Genomic DNA, 24,665 nt, shown 5'->3' with positions numbered 1-24,665 from the left:
AACTAACGGTAAACAGCGAATGCAGCAGTTAAGTGTCAGCCGGCTATTTGACGGCGAAAATTGGTTCGAAAATGTCAGCCTTGCTATTAAAGACGGCGTTGTGCAGTCGATAACGCCCGCGGCCGGGCCGGTGCAACCCGGCATGCTGGTGCCCGGATTTATTGATGTGCAGGTAAATGGCGGCGGCGGTGCCTTATTTAACACCGCGCCCACGCGCCAGACTCTGCGCACTATGCTGCAGGCCCATGCCAGGTTTGGCACCACCGCTATGCTGCCTACGGTGATCACCGACAGTGTTACGGTAATGCAGCAAGCCGCCGATGTTATTGCCGGCGCAGTGGCAGAAGGTGAACCGGGTATTATTGGTGTGCACTTTGAAGGGCCGCATTTGTCAGTGCCGAAAAAAGGCGTGCACCCGCAGCAGCATATCCGCCAACTGAGCGCGGCAGAGCTGGCAATTTATGGCCGGTCTGATCTTGGTATTAAGCTGGTAACCGTGGCGCCGGAAACTATCAGCCCGGTGCAAATCCGCCAGTTAGTGGCACTGAATGTAATTGTTTGCCTTGGCCATTCCAACGCCGATGCCGCCACAGTGCAGGCTGCGCTTAACGCCGGCGCTACCGGTTTTACTCACCTGTATAACGCCATGTCGCCGCTTACTTCGCGCGAGCCCGGCATGGTCGGCGTGGCGCTGGCCGATCCGCACAGCTGGTGCGGTGTGATATTTGACGGTCATCATATGCACCCGCTGGCCGCGAGAGTGGCACTGGCGGCCAAGCCGAAAGGTAAACTGATGATTGTTACCGATGCCATGTCGCCGGTGGGCACAGACGCGACGGAATTTGATTTATTTGACGGCAAAGTGTTGCGTGACGGCGATAAATTAACCGATGCCGAAGGTCGTTTGGCCGGCTCGGTACTGGATATGGCAGCTGCAGTGCGCTATGCCATCGATTCCCTGGGTGTTGTGCCGGAAGAAGCGCTTAGGATGGCGTCGTTGTATCCGGCACAATTTTTAGCCCGCCACAGCGCCGGGCGCATAGTGGCAGGTGCGCAGGCAGATCTGGTGTTACTGAATAACCACTGGCAGGTACAGGCAAGTTGGATTAACGGCCGGCCACTTTATAACGCTTAATATAATGATAATTACAACGGGGAAGGAATATGGAAATGACAGCTGAACAGTCGCAGCGGCGCAGCAGCCTGCTGCCGATGATAATAGTAGCGATACTGTTTTTTGTGCTGGGTTTTGCTACCTGGCTGAACGGCTCTTTAATGCCTTATCTGAAACAGATGCTGCAGTTGACTCCGCTGCAGGCGTCATTGGTGGTGTTCTCCTTTTATATTGCAGTAACCTTTACTGCGCTGCCATCGGCCTGGCTGATCCGTAAAGTCGGCTATAAAAACGGTATGGCGCTGGGTATGGCCACCATGATGCTGGCCGGCTTGTTGTATATTCCTGCAGCCCAGACACAAACCTTTGCTTTGTTTTTGTTGGCGCAGCTGGTTATCGGTGCCGGCCAAACACTGTTGCAAACCGCAGTAAATCCTTATGTGGTAAAAATTGGTCCGGAAGAGACGGCGGCAGTGCGCATCAGTATTATGGGCATTTTAAACAAAACCGCCGGCGTGGTAGCGCCGATAGTATTTACCGCACTGATGGCCGGCAGCTTTATTGCTACTGCCGATGTGGCATTAACGCCGGCACAAGTTGATGAGATGGCGGCGCGTTTGGTTCTGCCTTATTTAGGCCTGGCAGCATTTTTGGGCTTATTGGCGCTGGCAGTGAAGTTTTCACCACTGCCGGAACTGGCCAGGGAAAGCGGTGACGAGAATAAAGCCGGACAAATCAAAGCCGTGCTGGCTAAGCCCGGCCTGGTGTTGGGTGTGCTGGCGCTGTTTGTTTATGTCGCGGTTGAAGTTATCGCCGGCGATACCATAGGTTTGTTTGCCTTATCGCTGGGCGTAGAGCGTTACACCGTGATGACATCCTACACTATGGGCTGCATGGTTTTGGGTTATGTATTGGGTATTTTGTTGATCCCGCGACTGCTGTCGCAACAAGCGGCATTGGCTGTTTCTGCGGTACTGGGTGTGTTGCTGACACTGGCAATAGTGCTGGGCGACAGCTCATCTTATGCCATTGCTAACGCGGTATTGGTACCTTTTGGTGGTACGGCTTTGCCGGACACCTTGTTATTTATTGCCGTGCTGGGGCTGGCTAATGCCATTGTTTGGCCTGCCGTATGGCCATTAGCGCTGTCGGGGCTGGGGGCTTTAACCAGTGTCGGTTCGGCGCTACTGATTATGGGTATCGCCGGTGGGGCTTTTGGGCCGTTATTTTGGGGGCTGGCCAGCGGCAGTTCACTGGGCCAGCAGGGCGCCTATATTGTTATGTTGCCGTGCTACCTGTTTATTCTGTTCTATGCGCTTAAAGGCCATAAACTAACCAGCTGGCGCTAGAGCCTGCTCGATAGCGTGGTAGCTTAAAAGCGGTATTCCCAGGTTACGGCCAGGCTGCCGCGTTTAATGCGCAGTTCCGGTTGCGGCGATTTATCAAACACGCGGCCTTCCACGCTCAGTAAACCTTTCAGCAGCGGTTGGCGGTATTCCAGCCGCAACTGCCAGTTCTTTATGTCAGACGCTGCAGCCAGAAATTCACCACGCAGTACACTCAGTGCCCAGCTGTAACCGTCAAAGGTTTGGTAGCGGTAACCGGCAGACAACACACGGGCATCTGCGCCGTAGCCGCTGCCGATAATGCGGCCGTAGCGGCGGTAACCTTGCGGATAACTTTCGCCTTCATAGGCACAATTGCCGGCTGCAAGTTGTTCTTCACAGCGAATATAGCTGTCTGACCATTCCAGATTCAATGTGTGCACAGCAGCGGCATTACCAAAAAAGGTGCGCACGCCATACAGTTGCAGCGGCTTGCTGAGTTTACTGCCGCTATTGTCGTCGGCCAGTTCAGTGTAAAAGCTGTAGGGCCGGTTAAACAACGTGGTATGCCAGATTAGATCCAACGCCGCCAGGTTATCGGCATTGCTGTTATCATCGTCGTTTAACAGCAGCATATCGCCAAAGGCACCCAAGCCGCTATCCAGGCCGTCGCCGCCCCATTGGCTGACACGGGATAAGCCCAGCTCCAATTGCGGTAGTGGTCTGGCGCTGAAGCGGGCACCAAAGTGTTTAATTTGTCGCGGCGTACTGCTGTGTTCGCCCTGACCAATAAAAGCGGTAAAGCTCCACGGGCCCAGCCAGCTAAACAGCAGGTTATCGCTGGCCTGCCAGCTATGACGGCTTAAACGTAAAGACGGTATTGGCCGTGCATTGTTACTGACAAGCAGGGCGGTTTGTTGGCCCGGGCCCCACCACAGTGGTTGCTGATCTAACGCCAAAACCCAGTTGCCGGCGATAAACGCCAGGTAGCTGCCGTCATAAGTTAATTCCTGCTCGTTACTGCCATCCTCAAGTTTGCGGTAATTAAGCTGCGTTTTCGCCGCCCAGTTATCGCCCAGATATTCTTTAAAGACGGTGGCGCCGGCTTTATCAAAATAGCTTTCGCCAAAGCTTTGATACAGCGACGGGTTGGTGCTGGCTTTTAGTTTAATGCCGGCGGTATAGCCAGCCTGATTGGTATTAAGCGCAGCCCGCACATGCGCCAGCGCAAAGCGTAATTCTTCTGTTGGTTGCTCTTCTGCTGAGGCTAAATCAACGGCGACATTTTTCCACATTAACGGCCAGCTGTTTACCGGCCCTGTTAACACACCGGCGTGAGCCAGGGTTTGCAGTGACTGGCGCAGGTAGTTATCTGTGGTGTCTACCCAGGGCGCCGCAGCGGCGGGCAGTGCAAACAACAATGCACTTAACAGTGAAGGTTTAAAGGTCATAGGTTTAATTTGGTTTTTAAGGCTAGTTCAACGTGTGCCGGCACAAAGCTGGAAACATTGCCACCATGGCGGCACACTTCTTTCACTAAGGTGGATGAGATAAAGGTGTTTTTTTCTGACGGCGTCATAAAAATACTGTCCAGTGCCGGATTCAATTGCCGGTTCATACTGGCCAGTTGAAATTCGTATTCAAAATCGGCTACGGCGCGCACGCCACGGATCAAAACCTGCGCCGATTGATCTTCGGCAAATTTCGCCAGTAAACCGGAAAAGCCTATGACGCTGACATTGCTGATGCCGGCGAAGGCCTGCTGTGCCAGAGTAACCCGCTCTGTCAGGCTAAACAGTGGTTGTTTGCTGGGGTTAGCGGCAACACCCACTATTACAGTGTCAAACATCCGTGCGGCGCGCTGCACCAGGTCAGCGTGGCCATTGGTTAACGGGTCAAAGGTTCCTGGGTAAATTGCCTTTATTTTCATGATATTGCGGGCTTTCCTTGGCGAGAACAGAACCATGTCCGGCCTGCTACTGGAGTTTTTAATCAATTTGGCGTTACTATAGCAAATTAATTTCGCGAAGAATAAGCCTGTTTAGCAGATGGAAAAAAAGTTAAGAACCAAAGATAAAATTCTGCAAGCCAGTATTGAATTGTTTAATCAGGTGGGCGAGCGTCAGGTTACTACTAACCATATTGCTGCTCATCTGGGGATAAGCCCGGGTAATCTGTACTACCACTTTCGCAATAAAGAAGACATTGTACGGCAGATTTTTAAAGAATATGCCAAATTGCTGGAAACCCGCATAAAGCCGCCGTCGGATAAAGCGGAAGCGTTGGACGCGCTGGCGTGCTATCTGGATGCGGTGTTTGAGCTGATGTGGCGCTTTCATTTCTTTTACGCCAATTTACCGGATATTCTGGCGCGTGACCCTGCATTGCAACAAGATTATTTGCAGGTACAACACGGTGTATTAAGCCGCGTTATTGCCGTGCTTAAAGCGCTGAAGCAATCGGACGTGATCCGTATAGACGATGAAGACATTACTGATCTGGCCCACAGCATTAAGTTGTTGGTTACCTTTTGGATCAGCTACCTGAAAACCCAGGCACCGCACAAAGAAATTGACCAGGCCAGTGTCTATCAGGGCGTGTTAAAAGTGCTGCTGTTGTTTAAGCCCTATGCCACTGAACAAGCTAAGCCGCGTATTACCCGGCTGCAGCAGCATTATGAGGCGTTGGCGCTTTAATACCGGCCTTTGTAGGCTAAACTTTACAACAGCAGGTCTGAACAGCGCTTTAGTTAATGTAAAAGCGCTGCAGCTTCAGGCTATAAGCTTTACAATGGCGCCGTTTTTCTGAACCCCTCACCCCCGCAACAGGAGGCTTTATGCGCAATGGCGCTTTTCTGCAACATCTACAACAACAACTAGACGATGTCAAAGCAGAAGGTTTATACAAAGCAGAACGTATTATTACGTCGCAACAAAGTGCTGATGTTACGGTCAATGGCCATCAGGTACTGAATTTTTGTGCCAACAACTACTTAGGCCTGGCCAACCACCCCGACCTAATCGCAGCGGCGCAGCAGGGTTTAGCCAGCCATGGCTTTGGCGTGGCGTCGGTACGCTTTATTTGCGGCACCCAGGATATTCATAAAACGTTAGAGCAGAATATCAGTGCGTTTTTAGGCACTGAAGACACCATTTTGTACTCGTCTTGTTTTGATGCCAACGGTGGCTTGTTTGAAACCATTTTGGGTGCCGAAGATGCTGTAATTTCTGATGCGTTAAACCATGCCTCTATCATTGATGGTGTGCGCTTGTGTAAGGCCAAACGTTACCGCTACGCCAACAACGATATGGCTGAGCTTGAGGCGCAGCTAAAACAAGCTGATGCTGATGGCGCACGCTTTAAGCTGATTGCAACCGATGGCGTGTTCTCGATGGATGGCGTAATAGCCGATCTGAAATCAGTTTGCGATCTGGCAGATAAATACGGCGCTATGGTGATGGTTGACGACAGCCACGCCGTGGGCTTTGTCGGCAAAAACGGCCGTGGCACGCACGAATATTGCGATGTGATGAACCGCGTTGATATTATTACCGGCACCTTGGGCAAAGCTTTGGGCGGTGCATCCGGCGGTTATACCTCGGGCAAAAAAGAAGTGATCGAATGGCTGCGCCAGCGCTCACGGCCGTATTTGTTCTCTAACTCGTTGGCGCCGTCTATTGTTACAGCTTCGATTAAAGTGTTGGACATGCTGGCGCAAGGCGATGCACTGCGGGCTAAGCTGTGGGATAACGCCAATTACTTTCGTGAAAAAATGTCGGCGGCAGGCTTTACCCTTGCCGGTAAAGATCATGCCATTATTCCGGTCATGTTAGGCGACGCCAAAGTGGCCGCAGAAATGGCCAAACGTATGCTGGTCGAAGGTATCTACGTGGTGGGCTTCTCGTTCCCGGTAGTGCCAAAAGGCCAGGCACGCATCCGCACTCAAATTTCAGCAGCACATACAACAGAGCAACTGGATAAAGCGATTGCTGCTTTTATCCGTATTGGTAAAGACATGGGCGTGATCGCATAAGGGCGGGGCGTGAAAATGAAAGCATTAGCAAAGTTAAAAGCAGAACCGGGTATTTGGCAAACTGAAGTAGAAAAGCCAGAAGTGGGCCCGAATGATGTGTTAATTCGCATCAAAAAAACCGCCATCTGCGGCACCGACGTGCATATTTACAAATGGGATGAGTGGGCGCAAAACACCATTCCGCATGGCATGGTGGTAGGCCACGAATATGTCGGTGTTATCGAGGGTATGGGTTCGGAAGTGCGCGGCTTTAGTGTTGGCGATCGGGTATCGGGCGAAGGCCATATCACCTGTGGTCATTGTCGTAACTGCCGCGCCGGCCGTGTACATTTATGCCGCAACACCACAGGCGTTGGCGTAAACCGCGCCGGCTCTTTTGCTGAATATCTGGTTATTCCTGCCTATAACGCTTTTAAACTGGCGGATAATATTCCGGATAATATCGCGGCTATTTTCGACCCGTTCGGTAATGCGGTGCATACCGCGCTATCGTTTGATTTAGTCGGTGAGGATGTACTGATTACCGGTGCCGGCCCTATCGGCATTATGGCTGCAGCCGTGGCACGACATGTTGGTGCCCGTCATGTGGTAATAACCGACGTGAACCCTTACCGGCTGGAACTGGCGCTGAAAATGGGTGCCACCCGCGCGGTGGATGTCAGCAAACAAAATTTAAAAGACGTGATGAAAGAGTTGGGCATGACAGAGGGCTTTGACGTGGGCCTGGAAATGTCCGGTGTGCCGGCAGCGTTTCGCAGCATGCTGGATACCATGAACCACGGCGGTAAAATTGCCATGCTGGGTATTCCACCGTCGGATATGGCGGTAGATTGGAACAAAGTGATCTTTAAAGGCCTGGTGATCAAAGGCATTTACGGCCGCGAAATGTTTGAAACCTGGTACAAAATGGCCAGTTTAATTCAGTCCGGGCTGGATTTAACACCCATGGTAACGCACGAGTTGCCGATGGAGCGGTTTCAGGAAGGTTTCGACATTATGTGTTCAGGCCAGTCCGGTAAAGTGGTATTGAACTGGTCATAATCACTGAGCTGTAATAACAAGGCAAATTCAGGAAAGGCGAACTCAGGTTCGCCTTTTTTATTGTCTGCTTTTTATACAGCCAACTGTAAAAGCTAATCTTCAGATTCAAAAATATTTTATAAGATTTTGATTTATATTGGTTTTAACAATTGGATTGCTTTATGCATTGCCTGATGTGCAAGCAATTGCAGATCACATAATTAATAACAAAATTAAGAGGTAATCCATGTTGAAGTCCATCCTTATCGCTTTGTCTTTAATGTTCCTCAGTGTTGTCACTTTATCGCAGCCGGTGCAGGCCGGCCCGATACTGACGCAAGAATTTTTTGCTGAAGATGCCGGTGGCGACATCATTAGTATTGGTGCTATCAGTTTTGATACTGACAACGTTGATGAATGGTTCCCGGGTACCGGCGACTTGCTGGCTTGGGAAAGTTTCACCCTGTTCGGTCTTGAAATAGACACCAGCTTTTTCTTTGTCAGTGTCGGCTTTAACCCGGAAGACCTGTATGCCGGCCTCGAGTACCTCAGCTTTGATGTTACCGATGTTGGCATGACCATGGCGTTTCAGGGCTTCTTCGATCTGAATAACCAGAGCCTTCCGCCGCAGTTTACCATGTTTGATTTTGCCAGCGGTGAGTTAACTGTGTCAGACGTCTTTAGCCCGGGCCAGGCTTCAGTTGTATCCGCTCCGGCCACTCTATGGCTACTGTTTGCCTCAGCAGGAGGCTTATTGTTACGTCAGCGCCGTCAAAATATGGTTTAGCTGGCATTGTCAGTTTTTTTTGCAACCTGCCGGCTCGCCTGTACGCCAACCTTCAGCACAGCATTAAGCTAATGCTGTGATATGGGGCGATAACCGTGCTTTTGCTGAATAACTGGCTGTCTGAATTTTATACAGTTGTTGGCGCTATGTTTGCCGCAGCAACAAGAATATTGCGGCGAGACAAAACAATAAACGGAGATACAAAATGCCACGTAACAATTTTATGTCTGCAACGGCCTGTGCCGTTACGCTCGCTATCACCGGGTTTCACACCGGTGCGATGGCCAATAATTACCAGGTAGAAATTGACCGCACCGCGCTGCAGCAAGCCGGTGAAGATACTGCAGCAGTACCTTATATCGTGCAGGTTAAGGGTAAAAGCGGTGTAGAAAAAGCCGAAGAGTTTGGTGAGTTGTTGCCAGCGGCACAATCTGTTGCTGTCGGCCTTAACCGGTACAATGCTGCCTCCGCCCGCATGCAGAGCTATACCAATGGCTTAAAACACTTTCATCAACAGTTGGCAGCACAAAGCGGCAGCGGCAAGGTAATGTATTCTTACACACATACCTTTAATGGCTTTTCCGCGAAAATGACTGCAGCCCAGGCCGAAGCATTACGTAATCATCCTAATGTGGCCGGCGTATGGCGTGACGAAGCGCAGCAACTGACTACATCAAATACACCGGCTTTTCTCGGGCTGACCACCGGACCTGATGGCCTGCATGTGCAGGGTATCAAAGGAGAGGGCGTGGTAATCGGTGTGGTAGACAGCGGTATTTGGCCGGAACACCCCAGTTTTGCTGATGACGGTTCTTACGGGCCTTTGCCCGGTTGGGCCGGTACCTGTGACAGCGGTGAAGACGCCGCTTTCAGTTGTAATAATAAATTGATTGGTGCCCGTTACTATAAAGAGTCTTTCGAAAGCGTGTATCAGCTGCAGCCCGGTGAGTTTGTTTCACCACGGGATGCTGATAACCATGGTACTCACGTTGCCTCTACTGCCGGCGGTAATGAAGGTGTTACCGCAGTGTTGAACGGCACTGAAGTGGCAACTGTGTCCGGTATAGCACCACGGGCACGTATTGCTATGTATAAAGCCTGCTGGAACAGTAGCTACACCAACCCGCAGGGTCAGCCGGAGCGCGGCTGTTTTGGTGGTGATACCATGGCGGCAATTGATCAGGCTGTAGCCGATGGCGTTGATGTTATTAACTATTCTATCAGCGGTAGCTTAACCAATATCACTACGCCACAAGCGGCAGCGAAATTGCGGGCGGCGCAGGCCGGTGTTTTTGTCGCGGTGTCTGCCGGCAATAACGGACCAACAGCCAGTACCATAGGCACGCCGGCTCCCTGGGTAACAACAGTCGCAGCTTCAACCTATAGCGGAACCAGTGTGTCTAACGGTATTGAAGTATTAGCCGGGCCACTACAGGGCGTCTATCAGGCGATAGAGGCAGTTACCACTATACCGCTGAGCGAAACCGGCGATGTTACCGCAGACGTGGTGGTAGCCTCTCCGCTTGAAGCTTGTACTGCACTGGATAACGCGGCAGAACTGGCTGGTAAGTTTGCCCTGATGCAGCGTGGTAATTGCGGGTTTGATATTAAACTGGCCAATGCGCAAGCCGCCGGTGTTGCCGGGGTTATTATGTATAATAACTCCGCCGCAGCGCCTATTGCTATGGGCGGTACCGGTAGTTTTAACTTTCCTGCGGTAATGACCACTTTGGCCGCCGGCAGTGCGCTTAATGCTGAAGTAAGTGGCGGTGGCATGGTTGCGGTAAAAATGAGCCCATCGGTGTTTGTTGACGATGTGGTTGAAGTCGGTAACCTGATGGCCGGGTTTTCTTCCCGCGGTCCTAACCTGAATACCTTAGATATTATTAAACCGGATATTACGGCACCCGGGGTGAAAATCCTCGCCGCTGCGTCTGCGCAAACGTTGTTTGGTGCGCCGGGTACCAGCTTTACCTACCTGCAGGGTACGTCTATGTCGAGCCCGCATATTGCCGGTATTGCTGCGTTGGTAAAAGAAGTGAACCCAGGCTGGTCTGCGGCAATGATTAAATCCGCCATTATGACTACCGCCAGACAAAACCTGACCAAAGAGAATGGATTAACTGCTGCAGATCCGTTTGATTTTGGTGCCGGCCATGCTGTGCCTAACAGTGCGGTTAATCCTGGTTTAACTTACCCTATTTCTAACTTAGAGTATTTTGCCTTCCTGTGTGGTATCGGTGAAACAGGCTTTGTGCAAACAGCCAGCGGTTTTTCCTGTGATGCTTTTGTCGCCGCCAATTATAATATCGATGCCAGCCAGTTAAACCTGCCGTCTATGGCAATTGCTGAGCTGTCGGGAGAGGAAACACTGCAACGTCGGGTGATGGACGTAAGTGGTTCTGCTTCTGTATATACCGCCAGCATTGAAGCACCTGCCGGTGTGAATGTGTCAGTGGTTACCAATGGCGGTGGCAATACCTTGTCGGTACCTGCAAATGCTACTGTGCCTTATAGCCTGATCTTTACCCCAACCCAGGGAGCGGTGATGGATCAGTGGGTGTTTGGTGCTATAACCTGGTCTGACGGTGTGCATACTGTGCGTAGTCCTATTGCCGTTAAAGTAGTGCCGCCAAAACAGATCGTCGCGCCGGCTGAAGTAAATGGTTCGGTAGCTGCGAGAGGCGGACGCGTCAGCTTCCCGGTAACCATGAACTACAGCGGTTTAACCAGCACCACTATGTTGGGCTTGACTGCACCCTTTGGTTCTTCCGGCGTGGTAGCACAAGATGCCGACAGTACTTTTGTGTTTAATGAGCCGGGTTTGGGCTTCCATACGTTCCTGGTACCGGAAGGCACCCGCATGGTGCGTTTCAGCCTGTATGAAGAACTGGCTGATGTGCCGGGTGCCGATCTGGATATGTTTGTTTATCGTTGTATTGCTCTGTCTTGCTCTGCGGTAGGTTCTTCTGCTAATGAGGGTGGTTATGAGGAGGTAAGCTTACGCGACCCTGCGCCGGCAGCCAATGGTGCAGCCGGTGACTTCTATCTGGTGTTTGTACATGGCTATTCGCTGTTTGGTGCGGAGCAAGCCAACTACACTATGCCGGTTTGGGTGGTGAACGCCAATGAAGGTAACAGTCGTGTCGCTGCAAGTATGCGGGCCATAACAGGCCGCGCAAACAACGTGACGGTGATTACTACCGGTCTTACTGCCAGTCCGTTTCCTTACCTGGGTGTGATGTCGTTTAAAGATGCCGATGGTAACGAACAAGCCAGCAGTTTGCTGGAGATTACTGCCAACTAACAGCTGGAGTGCACTGAATAGCCCGGTATTTATGCCGGGCTTTTTTTCAGGAAAAGTGAAAGCTTTACGCTGGAACAAGCTGACCTATACTGAATAGGTTAGCGGATAATAGCTGAAACACAGGGATTCAGTTGTGGGCAACGTAATAGTCGTATCACTGATATTTTTGTTTTGTGTCGTTATGGCACTATTGGCTTTTGTGGTATTAAGATTTCGCCGTATGGCTGCTGCTTTGCGTGCTGAAATTGTCCGCCATGCTGATACGGAACAACAATTGGTATTACGTAACCAGGAGTTGTTGCAGTTAGCCAGTACTGACTTGCTTACCGGCCTCGCAAACCGTCGCGCCATTATGCAGCAGGCTATGGTAGAGATCCGCCGTGCCAACCGGTATCAAAAAGATTTAGCCGTACTGATGTTGGACATCGACCATTTTAAACAAATCAACGATCAGTATGGCCATGCTGCCGGTGACAAAGTACTGACTGAATTTGCTGAGGTATGCCGGCAAAGCATCCGTGACACCGATTTAGCCGGGCGCTATGGCGGTGAAGAGTTCTTTATCTTACTGCCGGAGATTGATTTAAAAACCGCTATTTTATCTGCCGAGCGTATCCGCATGACAGTGGCTGCGCATCCTTTCGCTTTACGCGACAGTACGGTGCTTAGCATTACCTGTAGTTTGGGTATTGCGATGTATCTGCCGGACCGTGATGATTTAGACAAGTTATTGTTGCGTGCCGACCAGGCGTTGTATCAGGCCAAGCATCAGGGGCGCAACCGCTGTTGCGTGCAGCATTAGGCTTGGCTAACCGATAGTTTTATAAGAAAATCTGAAAATAGTTTCCTCTGTCATATTACTGCAATAAAAATGCAGCAAACTAATACCATACACACTTCGGACAACCGGGAACATGATATGAAACTGAATAAATTCTCCAGCTTGTTACTGGCGGCAACCGTCGCTTTAACCGCATCAGCAACAGCGCAGGCACAAAGCCGTGACACTATCCAAATCGCCGGGTCTTCTACCGTGCTGCCGTTTTCTGCAGTAGTTGCAGAAGAGTTTGGCAATAACTTTGCTCAGTTCCGCACTCCGGTAGTGGGCTCAGGTGGCTCGTCAGGCGGTTTACGCCAATTTTGTCAGGGCGTAGGTGCTAATACTATTGATGTGGCCAATTCATCGCGCAAAATGCGCCCGAATGAAGTAGAAGCCTGTAAAGCCAATGGTGTAAAAGAGATTATTGAAGTAAAAATCGGCTATGACGGCATTGTTTTCGCGTCACGTGTTGATGCTGCAGTATTCAAGTTAGAGCCGAAGCATGTGTTCCTGGCGCAGGCAGCACAAGTGGCACAGAACGGTAAAATGGTTGCTAACCCTTATACCCGTTGGAATCAAATAGATAAAACCTTACCGGACCAGGAAATTTTGCTGGCGATTCCGGGCTCTAATCACGGTACCCGCGAAGTGTATGAAGAGAAAGTGGTGGTGCCCGGATGCCAGACATTGGCCGAAGTAAAAGCCATGGACAAAGATGCTGCGCATAAATTTTGTACCGCTATGCGTACCGACGGCCGGGTAGTAGAAATTGCCGGCGATTACACTGAAACCCTGGCACGTTTGCAAGCGCAAAAAGACGCGGTAGGTGTATTTGGTTTAAGTTTCTTTGAAGCTAACCGTGACCGTATCAAAGTAGCTACCGTATCTGGTGTAGAGCCTAACCTGGATACTATTATCTCCGGCGAGTATCCGGTATCACGTCCGCTGTATATCTATGTTAAAGGCGCGCATATCGGTGTCATTCCCGGGTTACAGGAATATGCTCAGTTCCATGTCAGCGAAGGTATGTCAGGCTTTGGCAGCGTGCTGGAAAGCGCTGGTTTAATTCCGCTGTCTGACGATGAACGCGCAGAAATTATGCAAAACATCCGGCAGAAAAAGTCGCTATAATCTCTCTGCTGCATTTAAGAGAACCTGTAACGGGTTCTCTTTTTTGCTTTTCGGATGTCATAAAACTGAAATAAAAGCCGCTTACACTGCGCACCTTAGTTAAGCATTACGTGTAAGCTGTTTACGGAGCGACCATGAGTAACCTTTCGTTAATTGTCGTGCTGCTGATCTTGCTGGCATTGGGCTACCAACTCGGAATGACCCGCAGCCGCAAAGTAGCAACAGTTAACCCCGATTTGCGCATGCATTCCAGGCCACATCACTATGGCATGATGGTGGGATTGTGGGCTGTGTTGCCGGCATTTTTTATTCTGCTGTTGTGGTTGTGGCTGGCACCGGCGGTCATTAATTCTATGATGCTGGCACAATTGCCGGTGGATGTCGCGACCTTGACGGCTGATGAGGTCCGTGTCATGTCGCAGCGTATCGGTAATTTAGCCGGTAACTTCGGCGTGGTGGCAGATGCAGAGGCCTGGGAGTTGGCCGCTGCTGAGCATTTGCGGCAGCTTAAAACCAACAGTGCGTTAGTACTTACAGCATTAATGGCAGTAATAGCCGCAGCAGGTATGTTGTACAGCCTGCTGCGCATTACGCCACGGTTAAAAGCCCGGCATCAGGTTGAGCGTGTTGTTAAAGCCCTGCTGGTGCTATGTTCTACCGTGGCTATTTTGACTACCATCGGCATAGTGCTGTCGATGGTCGGCGAAACGATGAAGTTCTTCAGTTATATTCCGCCGACAGAGTTTTTCTTTGGTACTACCTGGAATCCGCGCTTTTCTACTGTTGGCGTGGGAGAGCAGGGAAGCTTCGGTTTGGTGCCGTTGTTAGCCGGTACCGCAATGATCGCCGGTATCGCTATGCTGGTGGCTATTCCGCTGGGGCTGATGGTGGCAATTTATCTGGCGGAGTATGCGCCTATGAAGCTGCGCAATACCGCCAAGCCTGTGATTGAAGTGTTGGCCGGTATTCCTACCATAGTGTACGGTTTCTTTGCGTTGGTAACGGTAGGCCCGTTTTTGCGCGATTTAGGTGCGGCTATCGGGTTGGATATCAATGCCACTTCGGCATTAACAGCCGGCGTGGTCATGGGCATTATGATTATCCCGTTTATCTCGTCGTTATCAGATGACATTATCACTCAGGTGCCAAAATCTATGCGGGACGGCTCGCTGGGGTTAGGTGCAACCAAGTCTGAAACTATCTTAAAAGTGGTGCTGCCGGCAGCATTGCCGGGTATTGTTGGTGCTGTGTTGCTGGCAGCAAGCCGTGCCATTGGCGAAACCATGATAGTGGTGTTGGCAGCTGGTAACAGTCCCGCGTTAACTGCTAACCCGTTCGAAGCCGTGTCCACTGTAACGGTAACCATCGTCAATCAGCTAACCGGTGACAATGATTTTTCCAGCCCGCAATCGCTGGTTGCCTTTGCGCTGGGCTTAACGCTGTTCGTTATTACCTTGCTGCTCAATGTGATGGCACTGGTGATCGTGCGTAAATACCGTGAACAATACGAGTAAGTTATGACCATTATTGCAGAGAACCCGATTAAAGCTGTAGCGGCTCCGAGCCAGGTGCAGCAAAAAGTCATTGCGTCGCTTGCTAAACGCCATCGGACAGAAAATTTGTTTCGCCGGTTGGGCTTAACCGCGGTGCTAATCAGTCTTGGTTTAGTAGCGGTGTTGTTTATCAATATTTTTTCCAAAGGGCTACCGGCATTTTGGCAATCGGCTATTACGCTGGAGATTTATTTTGATCCGGCGATCATTAAAATTCCGCCGATGCCACAGCAGCGTGTCGACGAGTCCGATAACGATTTTCGCCAGCGGCATATTGAATGGCAAACCGAAATTGGCTTTGTTAACTTTAACCGGCTGATCACCGACAGCTTGCAAAAAGTGCTGCCGGATGCCGGCAAGCACCGGCGCGACCTGGCGCGGGTGGTGACCTCCGGCGAGCGCTTTGCGCTGCGTGATATGGTAGTGGCAGATCCGTCAATTATTGGCCAAACCCGCACGCTGCATCTGTTAACAGATGCCAATATCGATGTTTGGTTAAAAGGCAATATTGACCGCAGTCTGCCGGATGCACAGCAGCAGCTTAGCCCGAAAATGCGTGAATGGGTAGATAAGCTTGCTGCTGATGGCGTTATCCAAAACCGTTTCAGTCTGGCACTGTTTATGAACCCGGACTCGCGCAGCTCTTTGGCATCTGCTGGTTTGGCCGGTGCTTTTATGGGCTCGTTCTATATGATGCTGGTGGTTATTTTACTGGCCGTGCCGATGGGCGTAGCCGCTGCTATTTATTTGGAAGAGTTTGCGCCGCGCAATAGAATCACCGACCTGGTGGAGGTAAACATTAACAACCTGGCGGCGGTGCCTTCAATAGTGTTTGGTTTATTGGGGGCTTCGGTGTTAATCGGCTGGTTTAACCTGCCAATGTCGGCACCGATTGTCGGCGGTCTCGTGTTATCACTGATGACATTACCCACGGTAATTATTGCTACCCGCTCCACACTTAAAGCAATACCGCCGTCTATTCGCCAGGCGGCACTTGGGCTGGGCGCATCGAAAATGCAGGCTATTTTCCATCATGTGTTACCACTGGCTATTCCGGGTATTTTAACAGGGGCTATTTTAGGTGTGGCCCAGGCATTGGGTGAAACGGCGCCGCTGTTATTAATTGGTATGAAGTCTTTTGTTGCTTCTATACCGGCTTCACCGTTTGAACAGGCCAGTGCGTTACCGGTACAAATTTACCTGTGGCAGGGCAATGAGCTGCGTAATTTCTTTGAGGCCCGCACTTCAGCCGCCATTATTGTGTTGTTGCTGATGATGATTAGCTTAAATGGTCTGGCCATTTGGCTGCGGAAAAAATATGAAAAGCGCTGGTAACATAGCTGGTTAGTTACGCTGCGCTTAACAGAGTTAATTTTAAAGTAACGGATAAACAAATGAGTAATTCAGCTCCGGTAAAAATCAGTGCTACAGATGTAAAGGTGTTCTACGGCGACAATCAGGCGCTGCATGGCATCAGCATGGATGTGTATCAGAACGAGGTGATCTCCTTTATCGGCCCGTCTGGCTGCGGTAAGTCAACCTTTTTACGCTGTATGAACCGGATGAACGACACCATAGAGCATTGTCGGGTAACCGGTAGTATTTTGCTGGATGGCCGTGATATTCACGAGCCGGCATTAGATGTGGTGCAGTTGCGGGCTCAGGTAGGTATGGTGTTCCAAAAGCCGAACCCGTTTCCGAAGTCGATTTACGAAAATATTGCTTACGGGCCGAAATTGCATGGCCTGGCCGAGCGCAAAGCCGATCTGGACGATATCGTTGAATCCAGCTTGCGCCGCGCCGGTTTATGGAATGAAGTAAAAGATCGGCTGGACCAACCCGGCACCGGTTTATCCGGTGGCCAGCAGCAACGTTTGTGCATTGCCCGCAGCATAGCGGTAAGCCCGGAAGTGATCCTGATGGATGAACCGTGCTCAGCACTGGATCCTATCGCCACTTCTATTATTGAAGAGCTGATTGACGAACTGAAGCAAAACTTCACTATCGTTATTGTTACGCACAATATGCAACAAGCCGCCAGGGTGTCTGATCGCACGGCCTTTTTCCATCTGGGTAATCTTATTGAAATCGGCAATACCAATGATGTATTTACCAACCCGCAGCAAAAGCGGACCGAAGACTATATTACCGGGCGTTACGGCTAACAGCGATTAAGTGATTAAAGGGCTGTGGTGAGAACTAATTCAGGAGAGCGGCATTATGCCAAATAACAAAATCGGCGGCCATTATTCACAGGCCTATGATGAAGAGTTACAGCAAGCCGTAGAACGCTTAATGCAAATGGCACAGTTGGCGCAGCAGCAGCTTACCGATGCGTTAACAGCCTTTACCTCGGCTGATGTTGCACTGGCGCAACAGGTAAAAGACTTTGACCGGCGCGTGAACAACTTTGAAGTTGATATTGACGAGCACTGCCTGGATATATTGGCGCGGCGCCAGCCGGCAGCCAGTGATTTACGCTTGGTATTGGCCGTGCTGAAAAGTATTAATGATGTTGAACGTATTGGCGATTTAGCCAAGCGCATTGCCAAAGCCTTGTTAAAGGAAGAGGCGGACAGCCGGCCGGCAACTTCGCAACTGGACGCCCTGGCAGAAATGGGGCAAAAGGTGCTGCAAATGTTGCAGCGTGCCCTTGCTGCTTTTGAGCAAATAGACGCCCAAGCGGCATTGGCGGTATTACGTGAAGATAAAGCCATTGATGATGATTATGCCCGTATTTTACAGCACAGTCTCAGCAGCATGATGGACGATGCAAAGCAAATCAGCGTCAGTATGCAGATTTCTCAGGTTGCTAAAGCGCTGGAGCGGGTAGGCGATCACAGTCGTAATATCTGCGAACATGCTATTTTCCTCAGCTTAGGCCGCAATGTTTCGCATCTTAGCGATGAAGAGTTACAGCAGGTTGTTGATAAAAAGCGTCGTTAATCACTGCATTTTTGCAAAAAAGGAGCTGCGGCTCCTTTTTTTATGCATTTTATCGGCTAATTACTGGCTATCCTGCTAATTTAACAGATACTTTTGCTAAGCAAGCTGTATATTTCTGCTAAGGTCATAAAAGTATCATTTCAAAGTCATAAATTTGCCTTATTGTCATTTTACTGTCATGAAATGGTCATAATATGGCGTTGTCATAAATCACGGACTGTTAGCAGTAGTAACGGGCCGGTAATAACTCAGGTGCGAAAAATGAAAAAAACAACGGTAATGTTAGTGATGGCGATGGCTGGTGTTGCAACAGTGCAGGCTGAGCCGGTAAAGCTTTACGGCCAGCTGAATGTGTCCGCGCAGTCCGGCGATGAGGGAGAGGGGCGTTTCTCGGAGTTAAAAAGTAACAGCTCCCGTTTTGGTTTGAAAGGTGACTATGCGTTGGAAGACGGTCTGACCCTGGTGTACCAATTAGAATGGGGCGTAAATGTGTCTGACAGCAGTAGCAGCAATGTTACTGCGCGTAATCAGTATATTGGCCTGGCAGGTAACTTTGGTGAGGTGCGTTTAGGCCGGCATGATACAGCGACTAAAATGTCACAAGGCAAGATTGATCAGTTTAATGATTTTGAGGCCGATGTGGGTGGTTTATGGGAAGCTGAAGTACGGGCGAATAACTCCATCAGTTATTTTACGCCAAGCTATAACGGCTTTGGCGCGCAGCTGACCTATATTCTGGAAGACTCGGTAGATGCTGAAGACGCGGTTTCTGCCGCACTGTTTTACGGCGATGACAACCTCAAGGACAGCAATATTTTTCTCTCTGTTGCGTTTGACTCAGAGGTAAACGGTTATGACAGTGTTCGTGTAAACGGGCAAACTAAAGTGGCCGGCGTTAAACTGGGTGCTATGTTGCAGCGCCAGGAAGATATTATCACCGGGTTGGAACAGGATGGTTGGTTGTTAAGTGGTGCTTATCCGCTGGGTAAAACTGAGCTGAAAGCCCAGTACCAAACGCTGGAAGATGATAAAGCAATCAGCTTAGGGTTAGATTATAAAGCGGGTAAAGATACTACTTTATTTGCCTGGTACAGCAGTTTTAACCTGGATACGCCAACACCGGATCGCGATTATCTGGCGGTTGGTATCAAGCATAAGTTTTAATTAAGCAAAGGCTTTAATCTGCAATATAAAACGCCGGCTGAACACCGGCGTTTTGTATTACAAGTTACTTTGTAAAGCGTTAATCAGTGTTGTTAAGACAGTTCGGTTTGTAGTATTTCAAAGTTAACTTTTTCTGCTTTCACGTATTTTTCCCATTGCAGAGCTATACGCTTAGTGTTGTCAAACTTCTCGGCCTTGGCTAATTCGACTAGTGCGTCATTAAAGCGCTGCTTATTGAAATAGGCCATCCCTAATACCAAATGTGACATGCCCTGGTTACGAAGCCCACCTTTTTGCAAGGCCGCTGTGGCCGCTGCAATGGCTTTATCGTACGCTTCCATATTCAGGTACATTTGGCCAAGTTGGGCTTCAAGTTCACCATCATCAGACAAGCTTGCGGCTGAAATTAACAGGGGAATAGCCTTGTCGTCATGTTTTGCCAGCGACCAGCAGCTTGCGGTAAATTTCAGGTTACGCAGGTTGCGCTCAAGTACGCCTGCCTGCATTGCCTCTTCCATCACACGCGCTCCTTTTACCGGAACCTGATGGTAGTAATACAACTGAGCCAGGTTAAATACGTCGGAAGCAGAGGTGATATAACCCTGCTGGTATGCTGCTTCAAGAATTGCCAGTTGCTTTTTCTCTTCGCCCAATTCACCGTACATGCCAGCCAGTTGTATCCAGTATTGGCCGGCGTTATAGTGCCGAACCATCTTAACCAGTACGTCTTTTACTTTCTCAGGTTGTTTAAGCTCAAAATACACTGCGCGTTGCAGCACATACCAGTTTTCATCTGGCACCTTGCCTTGTTTTTCAACCATCTCAACTGCTTGATTGATAAAGCCGGCAGCACGCTGATAATCCTTTTGCTGGTACATGGCCTGAGCTTTAATAAGGTGATTATTGGCAGGGATCTCACCAGTATTCAATGCTTCCCAGCGCTCCAGAACGCTCAGCGTCTTAGCATAATTGCCCTGCATCATATGCAGCTGAGCTAAGCTAAACAACGTCGAAAGCTCGAACGATTCAGGAATAGGCTGCTGTTCTACCACCTTTTCAAAGGCGGTAATGGCGTTGCCATATTGTTCAGTATTGTAATAGGTAAAGCCGTAGAAGTTGTACAACATGGCCAACTCATAGCTATTCATCGAGCTGGCTTTATCCTTAACGTTGTCTAAGGCCGCCAGGGCTTCGCTTGTTTTCCCGCTATCGGCCAGCGCTTGTGCCCTGGCCAACTGCTCATACACTTTAGCGCGTAAAGCCGGTGTGCGGCGGGTTTTGCGTTCGTCTTGTTGCTGTTGTGCTTGTACCTGGCCCAGCGGGCTGATAACGGGTAGCAGATAGCTACTTGTTGCCAACAGGGTAAACACGACCACTTGACTGATTGTTTTTTTTACAAACATGTGATTCCACCTCAACCGTCAATTTGAAAGGTTATGCGGTTTTGTACGCCCGCGACTTCAGCTGCTTCGCCGTTTACCACTCTTGGCTTATATTTGAACTTCAGGGCGGCATCCATCGCGGCCTGTTCAAATATCCCTTCAGGGTTAGCTTCCACTACGACAGGGTCACGTACTGTCCCTGCCTTGGTTACGGTGAATTCAACAATAACGTAGCCTTCAATGCCTCGCTGTAACGCACGCCGTGGGTATACAGGGGCAACTTTAACAATAGGCAGATACTCACCGTCGCCGCCTTCTAATGCCAATCCACCGGATAGTTTGACGTCACTGCCGATATCTGCGGAGAAATCCATACCAAAGCCAGACTCTGCGTTAGGTGCCGGAGAGTCCATTTGCGGTTGCTGCATTTGTGGTGGCGGCTCTTCCGGTTTCGGCGGCTTCTTGGGTTTACGATCTTTTTTCTCTACCTGTTCTTCCTGTTTAATCCGAACAAAGTCGAGTACAGAACCTACCGGAGGGTCAGTCAGGGCGCTGCCGCCACTTTTAATCAGGGACTGCATTAAGAAAAACAAACCCAGAGTAACTAAGCCTGACAACACCAGGGCTAAGACTATTCTACCTAGCATCGAAACGCCGCCAGGCGCGGTAATCGTTGCATTAGCCATGCTTAACTCCTGCTTGAAATATAACGGTCTGGCTGAGAATTCGCTGCACCGGTTTACTCCTGCGTTGCAATAGATACGTCAAATACGCCAGCCGCTCTGGATGCATCCATCACCTTAATCAGGGTGTCTGTGGTGGCTTTTCTATCGGCCTGGATCACGACACTGCCCTGCGGATTTTCGGCATACAGGCGTTCAATATTGGCCTGTACGGCACGTTCATCAATACGGCGCTTGTTAATCCAAATCTCATTTTTGTCACTGATAGCGATAAGAATATTGGCGCGGTCTTTTTTCACTGCGGTAGCGGCTTCAGGGCGGTTTACGTCTATACCGGCCTCTTTAACAAAAGACGCAGTGACAATAAAAAAGATCAACATGATAAAAACCACATCTAACATTGGTGTCAGGTCTATAGTGATTTCTTCTTCGTCTACCAGGTTCTGAAAATGCTGTTTCATAAATATCTCTTACTCTGTGGGGCGGAATTAAGCCGCCAAATCTGTTAACCCCGGCTCACTTAGTGATCCATAGTCATCGCATCTTCAATATGCATTTTTTCGGTCTTGCTGATCCGGGCCAGCCAGGTAGACGCAAATACCCCTGACAGAGCACCGACCATGCCAGCCATGGTTGGGATAGTCGCTTTAGACACCCCGGACGCCATAGAGCGGGCATTGCCGGAGCCGGAAATAGCCATTACATCAAACACTTCTATCATACCGGTTACGGTACCCATCAGGCCCAGCAGCGGACATAGCGCGACTAAAGCCTGAATGACCGGAATTGAGCCATTGAGCTTAAGGCTTACCCGCGAGATCATGGCCTGGCGAATTTGCCCGGCATACCAGGATGAGCGGTCTTGCCTGGCTTCCCAAGCCGAAATAGTCTGGTTCTTAAATTGCTTGTGCCAGATAAAGACATACAGGGCACGTTCCAGAATAAGCAACCACATGATAAAAATCAGCAGACCAATAACCAGCAGAACCTGGCCACCTGTCTCGGTAAAATCACGTACGGCCTCGAATATCTCGAACATGGCAATTAGCTCCGTTCAGCACGTTCAGCAATAACGCCTGAAGCTTGTTCCTGAAGAATAAATACGATGTTCTTACTGCGGGTATTCAGCATGGCGTATAGCAACGTCATCGGAATAGCGACTACCAGGCCCAGCACAGTTGTCATTAAGGCGGTAGAAATACCGCCTGCCATCAGTTTCGGGTCGCCGGTACCAAACAGAGTAATGGCCTGGAAGGTGTTTATCATGCCGGTTACCGTGCCCAACAATCCCATCAGCGGTGCCACGACAGAGACTATTTTTATCATGGTCAGGTTGCGGCTTAGCTTCGGCACTTCACCTAAAATGGCTTCGGTTAATTTCAGTTCCAGTGTTTCAGTATCAACATTCGGGAATTCTTCACGTACTTGCAGAATACGGCCCAGTGGGTTGTCTTTGCTGGGTTGCTGGTTTTTCAGTTGGCGGTCTACTTTAGTTTTAATCAGCGTCAGGCTAACTAAACGCTCCAGCGCCAGCAGCAAGCCCACGGCCCCTACCACTAAAATGATGTAACCAACCAAGCCGCCTTGTTCAATACGTTCTTGAAAGTTTGGCGCTTGCACCAGTAAGCCCAAAATAGAACCCCCGGTAGGATCAAGGCCGAATTCGACTAATTCACCGCTGGCAGCAGCCTGCAAATTCGCTGCGCTCTCGCCGTAACGGCCGGCAGGCTGACGTGTCAGTTCTGCCACGGTGCCGGTTATCGGATTCATATCCAGATATTTACCGTCAGCTACCAAGGCAAAAGAACCTACCCGAACCACTTCTTTATTGACCTTATTACCACCGGCTTCGACCACATCGGTGTTAAACCTGGTCACCTTGCCGGATTCTGTCATCTCGCGCTGAATTTCAAACCAGACACGTTCAATTTCTTCAATAGACGCCAGTTTTGAGTTTGACCCCATAGACTGCGCCAATTCATCCAAAAATTGTACGCGGCCGGGAAGTTGCGCAGAAACTACCGAGTTCTGGAATTTACCCTTAGTATCGCCAGACACTTGTTGCAACACGCCGAACAGCTCTTTCAGCGAGCCTAAACGGGTTGTTAATGCTTCATTTAAATTGGCCAACTTAATTTCATGCTCCTGAAACTGACGTTCCAGGCTTTCACTGGTGCTAAGCTCGGCATTACGCTTATTGATTGAATCTCTAAGCATCTGATCTTGCTCAGCCACCTTGGCGATGAATTCACTTTCACGACGCTGGTTATCTTTATTCTGAGCTATCTTGCCTTGCTCCAGTTGTTTTAATAACTGATCCAGATCAAGGGCTTTGTCATTGGCATTTTGTGCCATAGCACCGGCTGCGACTAAAGAGGCAAACAAAGCTGTGGTAAGAACTTTTACAATTGATTTCATCACTTCTACTCTCTTAGTCGGTAAGGGCTACTGGCAGCGATAGCAAATCAGGTGCAAGCTGCTTCTTCGCCATACGCAGGCCTTTTGTCACTTGTGTGCGATAGCTGGCAGGCAGTACTTCCCACTGGCGGCTTTGTTTGTTCCAAAGGCCTTGCTGACTGGCATCACGGGTTTGATAAATTAGCGCTGTCCGGCCAACGCGTAAAAAGTCTACATCGCGTTCCTGGCCGTCAACGTTATGCAGGCCGCTGTATGCTTCCAAGGTACGGCCATAGTCCATTTCAATTTGGTAGGCTTCCATTACACGGCGGAACTTCTCGGAAGGGGCCACATCTGCACGCTCCATCAGACTTTCCAGTTCGGCTAAGCGTTTACTGCGTTCTTCCGGTAAAAAAGGGACGTCCAGCGAGACAAACTGTTTTAAACCTTCAATCATACGCAGCATTAACGGCGTGATCTGGCGTTCAATTACGCTTACTTCATCAATCGCTTTATTCAAATCAGCGACTTCTTGCAGCTGGTTGTTAAGTTGCTTGCGTAACTGAGCGTTATAAACCACCAAGCCGTCAATTTCTTTATTGGTAGCTTTAAACCGCTGCAACTTAGTATCGAGTTGGTCAGTTATTGTATTGATTTTTTCCTGCGAAGCGGCAGCTGATTTATTTATTTCGGCTGCCTCTTTCACCGCAGGTTCCAAATACTTGTCTTCTTGTGCTGCGGATGGCATCGCTGCTGCCAAAGAGGAGGCAAGCACGGCCAGCGGAAGTAGTTTTAAACGCCTCATACTGATAAGCCCTGATTAATAAAGACCAACGGAATACTGATCTTTGAAAAATTGGGTCACAGTTTAGTGGTTTTTAATGACAGTTTTATTACGGCTTTAGCACTGTCGCGGCGACCACATTGAAGAGGATTGAATAGTTCCATGAAGTTTTTGTGACGACATCTTGCTGTAATAAAAGTGTCACCCGGTCTCGCTAGT

General features: G+C 49.7%; 22 protein-coding genes. 14 read left to right on the top strand and 8 right to left on the bottom strand.

Going from position 1 to position 24,665, the window contains the following annotated elements; all coding sequences use genetic code 11:
* Window positions 1-19 precede the first annotated feature (19 nt).
* A complete protein-coding gene (gene nagA / locus HRH59_RS12250; RefSeq protein WP_173501557.1) occupies window positions 20-1,135 on the top strand; it encodes an N-acetylglucosamine-6-phosphate deacetylase in 1,116 nt (371 codons plus the stop codon).
* Window positions 1,136-1,170: 35 nt separating this feature from the next.
* The gene (gene nagP, locus HRH59_RS12245) at window positions 1,171-2,463 is read left to right on the top strand and encodes an N-acetylglucosamine MFS transporter NagP (protein ID WP_173501556.1); all 1,293 of its coding nucleotides are present in this window, start codon (window positions 1,171-1,173) and stop codon (window positions 2,461-2,463) included.
* A gap of 23 nt (window positions 2,464-2,486) precedes the next feature.
* Here the strand turns inward: nagP and HRH59_RS12240 are convergent, their stop codons facing one another.
* Window positions 2,487-3,890 (bottom strand): capsule assembly Wzi family protein, encoded by a 1,404-nt coding sequence (locus tag HRH59_RS12240; RefSeq protein WP_173501555.1) that lies wholly within the window; start codon window positions 3,888-3,890, stop codon window positions 2,487-2,489.
* Window positions 3,887-4,369, bottom strand: coding sequence for a pantetheine-phosphate adenylyltransferase (gene coaD, locus HRH59_RS12235; RefSeq protein ID WP_173501554.1), 483 nt, complete (start codon window positions 4,367-4,369; stop codon window positions 3,887-3,889). Before coaD ends, HRH59_RS12240 begins: the two co-directional genes overlap by 4 nt.
* A 118-nt stretch (window positions 4,370-4,487) precedes the next feature.
* On the opposite strand from coaD, the gene HRH59_RS12230 reads away from it, so the two are divergent.
* From HRH59_RS12230 to HRH59_RS12175, 12 genes are all read left to right on the top strand, one after another.
* Window positions 4,488-5,135, top strand: a complete 648-nt coding sequence (locus HRH59_RS12230; protein ID WP_173501553.1) for a TetR/AcrR family transcriptional regulator — start codon at window positions 4,488-4,490, stop codon at window positions 5,133-5,135.
* A 140-nt stretch (window positions 5,136-5,275) separates the two neighbouring features.
* On the top strand, window positions 5,276-6,472 hold the full coding sequence (locus tag HRH59_RS12225; RefSeq protein ID WP_173501552.1) for a glycine C-acetyltransferase: 1,197 nt from the start codon (window positions 5,276-5,278) through the stop codon (window positions 6,470-6,472).
* 15 nt (window positions 6,473-6,487) lie between these two features.
* Complete coding sequence (gene tdh, locus HRH59_RS12220; RefSeq protein ID WP_173501551.1) at window positions 6,488-7,513, top strand: L-threonine 3-dehydrogenase; 1,026 nt, start codon at window positions 6,488-6,490, stop codon at window positions 7,511-7,513.
* 226 nt (window positions 7,514-7,739) lie between these two features.
* Complete coding sequence (locus tag HRH59_RS12215; RefSeq protein WP_173501550.1) at window positions 7,740-8,279, top strand: PEP-CTERM sorting domain-containing protein; 540 nt, start codon at window positions 7,740-7,742, stop codon at window positions 8,277-8,279.
* Between the two features lie 205 nt (window positions 8,280-8,484).
* Entirely contained in the window at window positions 8,485-11,586 is a 3,102-nt protein-coding gene (locus HRH59_RS19475) for a S8 family serine peptidase (RefSeq protein WP_173501549.1), read from the top strand.
* A gap of 133 nt (window positions 11,587-11,719) precedes the next feature.
* Entirely contained in the window at window positions 11,720-12,388 is a 669-nt protein-coding gene (locus tag HRH59_RS12205) for a GGDEF domain-containing protein (protein WP_173501548.1), read from the top strand.
* 117 nt (window positions 12,389-12,505) lie between these two features.
* On the top strand, window positions 12,506-13,537 hold the full coding sequence (locus HRH59_RS12200) for a substrate-binding domain-containing protein (RefSeq protein ID WP_173501547.1): 1,032 nt from the start codon (window positions 12,506-12,508) through the stop codon (window positions 13,535-13,537).
* 134 nt (window positions 13,538-13,671) lie between these two features.
* Window positions 13,672-15,051, top strand: coding sequence for a phosphate ABC transporter permease subunit PstC (gene pstC, locus HRH59_RS12195; protein ID WP_173501546.1), 1,380 nt, complete (start codon window positions 13,672-13,674; stop codon window positions 15,049-15,051).
* A 3-nt stretch (window positions 15,052-15,054) separates the two neighbouring features.
* Window positions 15,055-16,425, top strand: coding sequence for a phosphate ABC transporter permease PstA (gene pstA, locus HRH59_RS12190; RefSeq protein WP_173501545.1), 1,371 nt, complete (start codon window positions 15,055-15,057; stop codon window positions 16,423-16,425).
* Window positions 16,426-16,484: 59 nt separating this feature from the next.
* Window positions 16,485-17,255, top strand: a complete 771-nt coding sequence (gene pstB, locus HRH59_RS12185) for a phosphate ABC transporter ATP-binding protein PstB (RefSeq protein WP_173501544.1) — start codon at window positions 16,485-16,487, stop codon at window positions 17,253-17,255.
* A 55-nt stretch (window positions 17,256-17,310) separates the two neighbouring features.
* Complete coding sequence (gene phoU, locus HRH59_RS12180; protein WP_173501543.1) at window positions 17,311-18,036, top strand: phosphate signaling complex protein PhoU; 726 nt, start codon at window positions 17,311-17,313, stop codon at window positions 18,034-18,036.
* Between the two features lie 261 nt (window positions 18,037-18,297).
* Window positions 18,298-19,200, top strand: a complete 903-nt coding sequence (locus HRH59_RS12175) for a porin (RefSeq protein WP_173501542.1) — start codon at window positions 18,298-18,300, stop codon at window positions 19,198-19,200.
* Between the two features lie 92 nt (window positions 19,201-19,292).
* Here HRH59_RS12175 and HRH59_RS12170 read toward each other — a convergent pair whose 3' ends face one another.
* Genes HRH59_RS12170 through HRH59_RS12145 form a run of 6 tightly spaced genes read right to left on the bottom strand, consistent with a single transcriptional unit; the run spans window position 19,293 to window position 24,467 of the window.
* On the bottom strand, window positions 19,293-20,603 hold the full coding sequence (locus HRH59_RS12170; RefSeq protein ID WP_173501541.1) for a tetratricopeptide repeat protein: 1,311 nt from the start codon (window positions 20,601-20,603) through the stop codon (window positions 19,293-19,295).
* A gap of 11 nt (window positions 20,604-20,614) precedes the next feature.
* Complete coding sequence (locus HRH59_RS12165) at window positions 20,615-21,268, bottom strand: energy transducer TonB (RefSeq protein WP_218573509.1); 654 nt, start codon at window positions 21,266-21,268, stop codon at window positions 20,615-20,617.
* 53 nt (window positions 21,269-21,321) lie between these two features.
* Window positions 21,322-21,726, bottom strand: coding sequence for an ExbD/TolR family protein (locus HRH59_RS12160; protein WP_173501540.1), 405 nt, complete (start codon window positions 21,724-21,726; stop codon window positions 21,322-21,324).
* A gap of 59 nt (window positions 21,727-21,785) precedes the next feature.
* Window positions 21,786-22,304, bottom strand: a complete 519-nt coding sequence (locus HRH59_RS12155; protein ID WP_173501539.1) for a MotA/TolQ/ExbB proton channel family protein — start codon at window positions 22,302-22,304, stop codon at window positions 21,786-21,788.
* Window positions 22,305-22,309: 5 nt separating this feature from the next.
* Complete coding sequence (locus tag HRH59_RS12150) at window positions 22,310-23,683, bottom strand: MotA/TolQ/ExbB proton channel family protein (RefSeq protein WP_173501538.1); 1,374 nt, start codon at window positions 23,681-23,683, stop codon at window positions 22,310-22,312.
* Between the two features lie 13 nt (window positions 23,684-23,696).
* Window positions 23,697-24,467, bottom strand: coding sequence for a DUF3450 domain-containing protein (locus HRH59_RS12145; protein WP_173501537.1), 771 nt, complete (start codon window positions 24,465-24,467; stop codon window positions 23,697-23,699).
* Window positions 24,468-24,665 lie beyond the last annotated feature (198 nt).

The sequence above is a fragment of the Rheinheimera lutimaris genome, from assembly GCF_013283795.1.
Lineage (GTDB): Bacteria > Pseudomonadota > Gammaproteobacteria > Enterobacterales > Alteromonadaceae > Alishewanella > Alishewanella lutimaris.
The sequence above is the reverse complement of the archived record's forward strand: the minus strand, read 5'-3'. Positions and strand labels throughout refer to the sequence as shown.